The organism is Pseudoalteromonas sp. Isolate6 (genome assembly GCF_022398435.1).
GTDB lineage: Bacteria > Pseudomonadota > Gammaproteobacteria > Enterobacterales > Alteromonadaceae > Pseudoalteromonas > Pseudoalteromonas galatheae.
Window position 1 is genome coordinate 1 of sequence record NZ_JAKEVK010000204.1, and the last position, 8,234, is coordinate 8,234.

Annotated in this window: 7 protein-coding genes; 4 read left to right on the plus strand and 3 right to left on the minus strand. The window is 42.5% G+C overall.

Going from position 1 to position 8,234, the window contains the following annotated elements; all coding sequences use genetic code 11:
* Positions 1-273 precede the first annotated feature (273 nt).
* Positions 274-1,152 carry a hypothetical protein gene (locus L1D50_RS19295; protein WP_128726248.1) on the plus strand — a complete coding sequence of 293 codons (879 nt, stop codon included), beginning with the start codon at positions 274-276 and terminating at the stop codon, positions 1,150-1,152.
* Between the two features lie 43 nt (positions 1,153-1,195).
* Here L1D50_RS19295 and L1D50_RS19300 read toward each other — a convergent pair whose 3' ends face one another.
* Together L1D50_RS19300 and nudB are read right to left on the minus strand one after the other, a co-directional pair.
* Positions 1,196-2,317, minus strand: a complete 1,122-nt coding sequence (locus tag L1D50_RS19300; protein ID WP_128726247.1) for an alanine racemase — start codon at positions 2,315-2,317, stop codon at positions 1,196-1,198.
* Positions 2,318-2,324: 7 nt separating this feature from the next.
* Complete coding sequence (nudB, locus tag L1D50_RS19305) at positions 2,325-2,765, minus strand: dihydroneopterin triphosphate diphosphatase (protein WP_128726246.1); 441 nt, start codon at positions 2,763-2,765, stop codon at positions 2,325-2,327.
* A gap of 500 nt (positions 2,766-3,265) precedes the next feature.
* On the opposite strand from nudB, the gene L1D50_RS19310 reads away from it, so the two are divergent.
* A complete protein-coding gene (locus tag L1D50_RS19310) occupies positions 3,266-5,173 on the plus strand; it encodes a M6 family metalloprotease domain-containing protein (RefSeq protein WP_239966625.1) in 1,908 nt (635 codons plus the stop codon).
* Here the strand turns inward: L1D50_RS19310 and L1D50_RS23590 are convergent.
* Entirely contained in the window at positions 5,156-5,347 is a 192-nt protein-coding gene (locus L1D50_RS23590) for a hypothetical protein (RefSeq protein ID WP_128726258.1), read from the minus strand. The genes L1D50_RS19310 and L1D50_RS23590 overlap by 18 nt on opposite strands.
* 281 nt (positions 5,348-5,628) lie before the next feature.
* Here L1D50_RS23590 and L1D50_RS19315 point away from each other — a divergent pair, with 281 nt between their 5' ends.
* Together L1D50_RS19315 and tmpT are read left to right on the plus strand one after the other, a co-directional pair.
* Positions 5,629-6,927 carry a PAS domain-containing methyl-accepting chemotaxis protein gene (locus L1D50_RS19315; protein WP_128726244.1) on the plus strand — a complete coding sequence of 433 codons (1,299 nt, stop codon included), beginning with the start codon at positions 5,629-5,631 and terminating at the stop codon, positions 6,925-6,927.
* Between the two features lie 584 nt (positions 6,928-7,511).
* Complete coding sequence (gene tmpT, locus L1D50_RS19320) at positions 7,512-8,171, plus strand: thiopurine S-methyltransferase (RefSeq protein ID WP_128726243.1); 660 nt, start codon at positions 7,512-7,514, stop codon at positions 8,169-8,171.
* Positions 8,172-8,234: the final 63 nt, after the last annotated feature.

Sequence of the window (8,234 nt, forward strand, 5' to 3'; positions counted from 1 at the left end):
GAGTGGAGCTGCACTTGCCGAACCTGCCGTTAATAGTAATAGAAGCGCATAACAGCGCGCTCTTCTCAAATATATCTTTTTCACAGTTGTATCCTTATTAAATAAGCTTGCTAATTTACAAGCCTATTTAACATAGGATTAAAGTATACAATATTCAATATAATGTTCTTGTGAGTTGGCGGAAGGTATGGATTTTACAATCGTAAAATCCTCAACTAAATTTAGAGAGGGAGGTATTAGGCTCAGGAATCCTTTTGTTTACCAGGTAATTGAATGATGTATATGAATTTTCTGAGGTACCTATTTGTCGTTTTTTGCTTAGCTGTCACTGCTAATGTTGATGCAACAACGATTCAGATATTTTTGGATGATGAAGAAGACCTCGCTATTTTGACGCAAAAAGCTAAACCTGAAAATATTGCTGGCGCAACCAACAAAATACTATTTGAACAGTTAAACCTCTCAAACATTGAGTTTCTCGGCGCAAGTTATAAACGGACGTTACGCTCAATGCTAAAGCAAGATAAATCAGCTATTTGCACTCTTAACAAAGTAAAAACTACTTATCGCGAAAAAAACTTTCTATTCAGCTTGCCAGTAAATTTTTATATCAGTAGACGTTTATATAAACATGCTGATTCACCACCATTATCTAAGGAAGTACTTAATAAAGAGGGAAGTGTTGTCTCACTTATGCATTTGTTTAATATATACAGGAACAAGCTGATAGTAATTGCTGACGACTTATCATATGGACCTTTTTTAGATAAGCAATTAGCACAATTGGATAGTACAAATAAAGCGGTACGAGGTGGTAGTAATCATTATGAGACCGTACATAGGATGTTTGAGTTGAAACGCGTGGATTTTTTGCTGAGTTATCCGGTTGAAGTGATGCGATATGCCAAGAGCAACCAAGATAAATATGAGTCCTATTTGATAGCGGACTCACCTCGGTTTATTTTAGGGCATGTGATGTGTAATAAGACACAAGTAAGTAGGCAACTGTTAGAGAGAATAAATCAGATACTTCTCAGCAATTATGATACCAAAGCGTTTCTACAGGCCCATGTTAACTATTTGCCAGCTCAGGAACACCAGTTTATTCAAGACGTTATAGCGCGCTACATAGTTCAATTAGGCTTAGACTGAATTGCTATAAATATCTCTGATCCGTGGCGGTGATAATACGAACCTACCATCCCCCAAATCTTGGCCAAAATTCGATGTCATCATGACTTAACACATGATAGCCCGAGTGCTGGGCGGCTGTTGCACATGCATGATTCGGTAAAATACGTAGTAGGTCACCATGTTTCATGTCTGGTAAGGTGAAGCCGGGTTCACATTCAATAACGCCATGCTCTTGATTTGCTGAGGTTACTTTGAGCCCCGGCAGCAAATTACCTGCTTGGTCACAAACGAGGCCATAGCCACAATCAAACGCTTGACTCGCGGTACCTCTGTCTCTTGAAAGCGCCATCCAGCCAGCATCTATAAAGAGCTTATTTTCACTACGCTTGATACCCGTGACACGCGTTAGCACGCTTAGTGCAATATCTTCGATGTCACATATGCCGATACCAGCCATAACAAGGTCAAAGAATGTATAGACCCCGGCTCGCACTTCAGTGATCCCATCTAGGTTTTGCGTTGACAGTGCTGTTGGGGTAGAGCCAATACTCAGCACTGTTGTGGTGATCCCAGCCTCTTCCAGCATGGACGCGGCTGCCACAACTGCTGAGCGCTCTTTCTCAGCAAACAGTATTAGCTGCTCGGCCGTGCTACACGCGTATGAGCCACCGGCATGCGTTAGTAAACCCAGATATAAACCACTGCTTTCCAGTATGGTTGCGATGGTTACGATTTCTTTGTTTTTAGGGCTAAGTCCTGCGCGATGTCCGTCGCAGTCTATTTCTATCAAGCATGGAATCGTGCATTCATTTTCCGAGCAAAACTGGGAGACAAACATGGCTTGTTCCATACTGTCTAGCAGTATGGTTAGATTGACACCTTGGTTGATAAGGGCTAAAACACGTTGTAACTTATCCTCTGTTATCCCCACTGCGTAGGTGATGTTGGTGTAACCTTCCGCTGCAAATGTTTCTGCTTCTTTTAGAGTGGAAACCGTACATCCCGCTTGTTTGTCGGCCAAGATATAGCTTGCGGCTGCAATGGATTTTACCGTTTTCAAATGTGGGCGAAGGGTTACATTAAAAGCATCTAGATGCTTTTCCATGCGCGAAAGGTTATGCAAAAAGGTAATTTTATCAACAACTAAACATGGTGTTTGTAAAGATCCTAATGATGTAAACATAGCTCAATCATACTCCTATGCGTTCTATTTCCTGTCGATTGCTTGGGGACCAGACTCGTTCACAAGCGTCTTTTTTGTTAAGCCAAATAAAATCTGTATGTTCATCTTCAGCAAGTACCACATTGATCCCTGATGGCACTTGAACACTAAAAACATGCTCGGTATTAATGGTAACACCCGGCTCATAGCGATGAAGCCACTGCGGTCTTATCGTGTATTGATTTGTTTTATTATGCGACTGGATAGTGAGCCCAAGCGCTTTGGCGTCAATGCCGGTCTCTTCTTTTAACTCTCTATACGCGGTAGCGATTGGAGTTTCACCGGGATCTACTCCCCCAGTTACTGATTGCCAAAAGTGTTTGTCATCCGCCCTTTGTAATAGCAAAAACTCATTATGCTCGTTGTATATTACGACTAATACTGAAATGGGTTTACGTGGTGCCGGCATGGTTTACATCAAATCAGGAACATGTGCTTTGAGTTTATCCAGTTGAGTTGCACTCGGCAATTGGTCAAAAGCGAATTTTAGACAAAAAAAAGCAGGCCATCTGGCCTGCATAAAAACTCCAATAGCAACAAGCTGTGCCAAGGAAATCCCAATAATGCCAACATCCTAGTCGGCAAGCTCTACTTCTCGGGAGTTCAATTGTGACTTTAGGCACGCCTAAATACGCAGGTAAAAAGGTGCAGCCCCAAAGGAACGAGACCAATGCTAATGTAATGTTTAGTACTTGTAAACTAAAAATTGAAAAAAATAGTTTAAACGGACTTTTTTTGCTCACTTTGAAATATAAATGCTTCTAAAATGATTGAATAGTAATCACTGTAACTATTTGTTATTTATATAGTTGGTGATATTTGTACCTTAAATGGTTCAGTGGTTGTTGCAATTTTGTATCTCTTCTGTATGTTAATGAATTGTACAACATGTAAGCTAGGAAAGGAAAAATGAAATTTACATCAGCTATTATCGCAACATCATTATTGGCAACCAGTGCCGCGGTAAACGCGGCTATACCTTATAAAAACGAACAGTACCAATTTACCCAACCAAGTGGTGAGGTGATCACTCTTATTCTTAATGGCAATACGTACTTTGCTCAGCAGCGTACACCTGACGGCGAGCTTGTGGTGTATGATGCCTCGCTCAAAGGCATGGCTTACGCAGAGGTATCAGCCGATGGGGAACAGCTTATATCAACAGGTAAGCTTGTGACCAAACGCAACAAGCGAGGCATACAACGTCACTCAGTAAACGCTATGCAGCAAGGACTATCCTCAACTGCTATTGCAAAAAAGGTAAAAGCGGCGCAGCAGGTAATGTTGGGTCAAAACCAAACACCAGTCGACTTGATACATACGCATCAGTTTGAGCGTAGTGATAATACAACAGCGTTGAATGCTGAGATCAGCGGTCAAGTAAAAGGGTTAACCATCATCATTGATTTCCCTGATGAGCGCGGCACAATCACAAAAGCGCAAGTTGAGCGTTTTTTAAATGACCAAAATTACAATGAATTTGGTAACGCGCAGTCAGTAAGAGGGTATTTTTCTTCGGTCTCTGGCGGCAAGCTTGACTATACCAATACAGTAACAGCTTATTACACAGCCAAGAAAAACAAAGCGTATTATGCGGATAGCACATTAAGCTCAACGGTACGTTCGCAAGAACTCATAAAAGAAGCGCTAAATTGGCTTGAATTTCAGCAAGGATTTGATTTTAGCTCGCTGACTACAAATAGTAGTGGGCAGATCCGTGGGTTAAATATTTTTTATGCTGGCAACTCTGATAGTGCATGGTCTAAAGGTTTATGGCCACATATGGCAAGACTCAGTCCACGTTTTTGTGCTGATGGGGTGTGTACCGATCGTTATCAAATCACCGATATGGGAAATAGCCTTGCAATTGGTACCTTTGTACATGAGTCTGGTCACTTAATTACAAATTGGCCCGATCTTTATGATTATGACGGCAGCTCAGAGGGCTCAGTTGCAAGTTTTGGCGTTATGGGGTTCGGCGCGATTGGCGCTTCCAATCGGTTCAAGCCGACACCACCTGTTGCACATTTCAGAGCCATAGCCGGTTGGGATACAGTAACTGAACTTAATCCTGCCATAAATGCCAATGCCCCAACGGGAAGACTCAGCCATATTTCAGGCGCTAATAGCTCGTATAAATGGACCAATCCAAGTAACGCGAATGAAGCCTTTTACATTGAGGCGATCCATCAATCGGGACAGAACTCAGAGCAACTCGATTCAGGTTTGGCTATTTGGCACGTTGACACTGCGGGTAATAACTCGAATGAATGGCATCCGTATATCCAAATGGAGCATGGTGATGCCAAGCGAGATCCCGAAAATGGCCGAAATCGTGGGGATAATAGTGATTTATTTGATGTAGCAGGAGAGTTTAGTGCAACGCTGCCAAATGCGTTGAATAGCAAAGGGACAAATGCGTTATGGTGGAATGGAAGCGACTCAGGCTTGTCCATTAGCAATATTTCTGACCCCGCTGCAGAGATCCAATTTACCGTAAGCGGTAGTACAACCCCACCACCAGCGGGAGATGTTTACACTGGATACTTAGCGGACAAGCAACAAGCCATACAACCTGACGGCAGTTGGTTTCAGTACGGCGGTGGCACAATCGCACTGACTTTAGAGGGACCCTCGAACGCAGATTTTGATTTAAAACTCGAAGCTTGGCGAGGTGGTTCATGGCAGCAAGTTGCCATTTCGGAGGCGCCAACCTCACAAGAGTCAATTAACTATATGGCAAATTCAGGTTATTACCGCATCTTGGTTTACTCATACAGCGGTGCTGGTGATTACCGTTTAACGGTGCAAAAATAGCAGTTCGGGTGGCAGATTAATTAGGGCCTGTTGATCTTTGCTGTTTGATTTTTGTTCTCCTGAGTGTGTTTTGGTCGCGACGCTCGACTTGCCGCCTAGTGATCTAGGCAAAAGTTGAGCAACAATGAACAAAGCGCACTCAGGTGAACTCAAAGGACTGCGCTTGATTAGTATTTCTACTGTGTTCTCGCCTGACTCACATAGAATAACTATGCTACGCAGGCTCTGCCTTTTACACATACCAATCAAACTGCTGCAAAAACAAACTTGAAAGGTAAACAGGCCCTAATCTAGGCTAAGAGCAAGCCACGCTGCTTGATAAAACAGCGTGGCTGTTTTCATGTTGGTGAGCATGCTAGTTCGCTAAAATTCATTTTCTTATCTATATTTCATACTTTATTATCAAAACTATGCTAATAATGCAGTCATGCACATTGTTTGTTATGGAATAGCTTATGAACTTTTTTCGAAAGCCAGATCAAGAAGTTGAAAATTTGACCGCTGAACTTAACCGTGCTCGGGCATTACTTTCTGCTATTGATGAGGCGGTCGCGAAAATTGAGTTTACACCTGATGGTCAGATTGCTGCTGTCAATCAACACTTTCTCGCTGTGGTGGGCTACACCGAAGCTGAAGTGATAGGGCAGCATCATCGTATTTTTTGTCATAAGGACTACGTAAATTCGTCAGAATATCGCAGTTTTTGGGCTAACCTTAAGCGCGGCCAAGCTCAGTTTGGCAATTTTGAGCGTGTTAATAAAAAAGGAGAAGTGGTTTGGCTCGATGCTACCTACTTCCCAGTTGAAGAGAATGGCAAAGTCACTCGTATCGTGAAAATTGCGAGTGACATCACAGCAGAAAAACTCACGATAAAAGCACAAGAAGCGATAGCCAACGCGCTAAATAAATCCATGGCAACAATAGAGTTTACGCCTGAGGGAGTGATTTTAGATGCGAATCAAAATTTCACTGCAACAGTGGGTTACAAGCTAAGTGAGATTAAAGGCCAGCATCATCGAATTTTCTGTGACGATCGCTTTTACAAAGAGCATCCACATTTTTGGCAAGAGTTGGCAAAGGGTCAGTACAAAAGTGGGCAGTTTCTCCGTCTAAGTAAATCCGGTGAGAATATATGGATAGAAGCAACGTATAATCCTATTTTCAATGAGCACGGCAAAGTAATCAAAGTCATAAAGTTTGCAACGAATATAACATCTCGTGTGCAAAAGGCTCATCAGGTGGCAAAAGTAGCTGAAATTGCACAAGTAACTGCAGAACAAACTGAGCAGATAGCCGCTCGTGCGAGTTCATTATTGCAAGAGTCAGTCAGTACTTCAGGGCTTATTTCTAATCAAGTGCAAAATGCGATGGCCGCAATCTCAAAACTTAATGAACAGTCAAAAGGGATCTCTGCAATTGTCTCTACCATTAGCGCAATTGCGGAGCAAACTAATTTACTGGCGTTAAATGCAGCGATAGAGGCCGCAAGAGCGGGTGAGCAGGGAAGGGGATTTGCAGTGGTAGCCGATGAAGTAAGAAGCCTAGCTGCTCGTACTTCGCAATCAACCAACGAAATTAATGAAGTGGTCAATCAGAATGAAGTGCTAACCAAAGAAGCCACCGCATTGATGAATACTGTGTCTGAAAGTACAGAGCTTGGCCTTGCGCAGATCGATGAAGTGAATAAAGTGATGGATGAAATAAAACAAGGTGCAGAAAATCTCACAAACACGGTTAAAGGGCTGTCAGACTAACTTAAATATCGCCGCATAAAGCGGCTCCCACCAATTTTTTGGTAGGTGCGGGTTTACCTGCACTCCTATCTCTAGTGCTCGGCGCGTAAAGCGCCTCCTACCAAGGGCTTGAATATATTGTGGGAGCGGGTTCACCCCGCGATCTTTTCCCCAATAATCGCCGCATAAAATGGCTCCCACCAAAGGCTTGAATATATTGTGGGAGCGGGTTCACCCCGCGAGCTTTTCCCCAATAATCGCCGCATAAAGTGGCTCCCACCAAGGGTTTGAATATGGTGTAGGAGCGGGTTCACCCCGCGATCTTTTCATCAAGAACGTTTCCCACTGCGACATAATGTGAATGGTTTATTTTTCAGCTAATTATCATGCCGCAATTGGGCCGGAAATTTCATTACCGATCACCAATAAGGCTTCGCATATTGCACTTCTGTCACCAAATAGCTATTGCTTTTGGCATCTTATAATCTGCGATTGTAAAAATTGTCTTTAAACTTAATGTCGTGGAAATTCACCCTACCTACTTGACCTAAAGTTGACTTGAGGAATTAGTATTCATCGGCACACTAATAAATGGGAGACAAAGTATGAAAGCAGAGTTTTGGCAAGAGTTATGGGAAAGCGAACAAACTGGTTTTCATGAAGGGCAAGTAAACCGAATGCTGCTAAAGTACGGTGAGCTTTTAAACCTAAAAGAAAATAGCAGGGTGTTATTGCCACTATGTGGCAAGACACATGACATATTTTATTTCTTAGGAAAGGGCCATCATGTGATTGGCGTAGAGTTATACGAACCCGCAATTACAGCATTGTTTGAAGCGCTAAAAGTGAAACCTAATATCAGCCGTGAAGGAGCGTTTACCCTTTACCGAGCCACAAATCTAACGATTTACGTTGGAGACTTCTTTACGATTACCAAAGCTGAACTTGAAAATATTGATGCCATCTATGACCGAGCAGCATTAGTCGCTTTACCTGAAGCTATGCGCCGCAAATATAGTGAGCATCTCAACGCTATCACGAATGCAGCATCACAGCTGTTAATCTGTTTTGAATACGAGCAATCGCAAATGGAGGGGCCTCCATTTTCTGTTTCAGCAGACATGGTCACAAGCTATTACGGTAATAGCCACAAAATTGAGCTACAAGCACGTCAATTGGTCATGGGAGGGTTGAAAGGACTCGATGAGGCAGTTGAAAGCGTGTGGTTACTCAATAGCCTGAACTCGGAAAAATCAGTTTGCTAACTTTTTGTAAAAACTCAGTTCAAATAAAACTACATAAATAAAAAAATGCATCCATTTTACAAT